Raw genomic sequence first — 1,675 nt, 5'->3', positions numbered from 1 at the left:
TGATATGCTCCCCATTAGGTAGACAGATAAAAAATAAAAATCTGTTTATCTAAGGGGAGTATTTTTTATGGCTCGAATAAAATATTCTAAAGCTGAAAAATTGGCGATTTTAGCTCTTTATAAAGATGGTCATCATTCAATAGCTGACATTACTGATAAATTTTCCGTTGATCCTGGGACGATTAGAAATTGGAAGAGAAGGTATGAAGTGAATGGTGAAGACGGCCTAGAAGAAGCGATTTCTTGGAAGCGTTATTCAAAAGAGCTAAAGTTAGCGGCCATCAATGATTATCTATCAGGACACTACTCGTTAAGCAAGGTTATCCAAAAATACAATATATCCAGTACGGCGGTTTTGGGAAAATGGATTAAAAAGTATAATAGTCATAGAGAATTAAATGATACCGGTAAAGGAATGACAAACTCTATGACAAATAGAAGAAAAACAACGTTAGAAGAACGAATTCAAATTGTAAATTACTGTATACAACATCAAAAAAACTATCAGCTCACAGCCGAGAGCTATGAAGTTTCTTACCAACAAGTATATCAATGGGTCAAGAAGTTTGAAGCAAATGGTGAAGAAGCACTACAAGATAAACGCGGTCGAAAGAAAGAGGAATATGAATTAACAGCTGAAGAAAAGTTTAAGCTGGAAATGAAACGTTTAGAGCGGGAAAATGAACGATTGCGTGCAGAAAATGCTTTTTTAAAAAAGTTAGAGGAACTCGAAAGGAGGCGTCGTTAACAAGCGTTCGTCTACACAATAAATATAGAGCAATTCAAGATTTACATGCGAATGAAAACTTGCCAGTAATCCTTTTATGTGAAATTTCTGGTGTATCTCGTGCTGCTTATTACAAATGGCTACAGCGGACGCCAACAGCTAGAGAATTAGAGAATGAAGCAATTCTTCAGGATATTCAAGCTATTTACGCACGATTAGGAGGCATTTATGGGTACCGAAGAATGAAATTAAATATTAATAGGATATATCATAAAAAGTTCAATCACAAACGTATTTATCGCTTAATGCACATCGCTGGATTACAGTCCGTGATTCGTCGAAAAAGAAAGCGCTATGTTCCCTCATCTGCGCAATATGTCGCTGAAAATCGACTAAATCGCAAATTTACTGCAAGCAAGCCCAATGAAAAATGGGTAACAGATGTCACAGAGTTCAAATTAGGAAACGGAAGGAAAATGTATTTAAGTGCCATTTTAGACCTTTACGATGGCTCCATTATTAGTTATGCATTGGGACATTCAAACAATAATAAATTGGTATTTCAAACGTTGGATCAAGCTATCACTATATTAAAAGAGAATGAACATCCATTGATTCATAGTGATCGAGGGTATCAGTATACGTCACATGGGTTTAAGAGAAAAATAGAAAAAGCAAAAATGATTCATAGCATGTCCCGTGTAGGAAAATGTATAGATAATGGACCAATGGAATCGTTTTGGGGAACGTTGAAGTGTGAAAAATATTACCTACATAAGTATGAAACATTTGAAGCGTTACACCAAGCAATAGATGATTATATCCAGTTTTACAATAACGAACGTTACCAAGAAAGATTAAACGGCTTAAGCCCATTGGAATACAGGGTTCAAGCCACTTAAAGTATTTTTATTATTTCCACTGTCTACTTGACAGGGAGCTGTTCAA

General features: G+C 35.5%; 1 protein-coding gene. It reads left to right on the top strand.

Annotation, left to right across the window (positions count from 1 at the left end; all coding sequences use genetic code 11):
- Window positions 1-67 precede the first annotated feature (67 nt).
- Window positions 68-1,629, top strand: a protein-coding gene (locus HRG09_RS28010) for an IS3 family transposase (protein ID WP_174104059.1) whose coding sequence is annotated in 2 segments (ribosomal slippage) — window positions 68-701 and window positions 701-1,629 — 1,563 coding nt in all. Because the reading frame shifts where the segments join, the coding sequence is not laid out codon by codon here.
- Window positions 1,630-1,675: the final 46 nt, after the last annotated feature.

The sequence above is a fragment of the Bacillus sp. Xin1 genome (genome assembly GCF_013314535.1).
GTDB lineage: Bacteria > Bacillota > Bacilli > Bacillales > Bacillaceae_G > Bacillus_A.
This window is presented reverse-complemented; position numbering and strand designations above follow the sequence as displayed.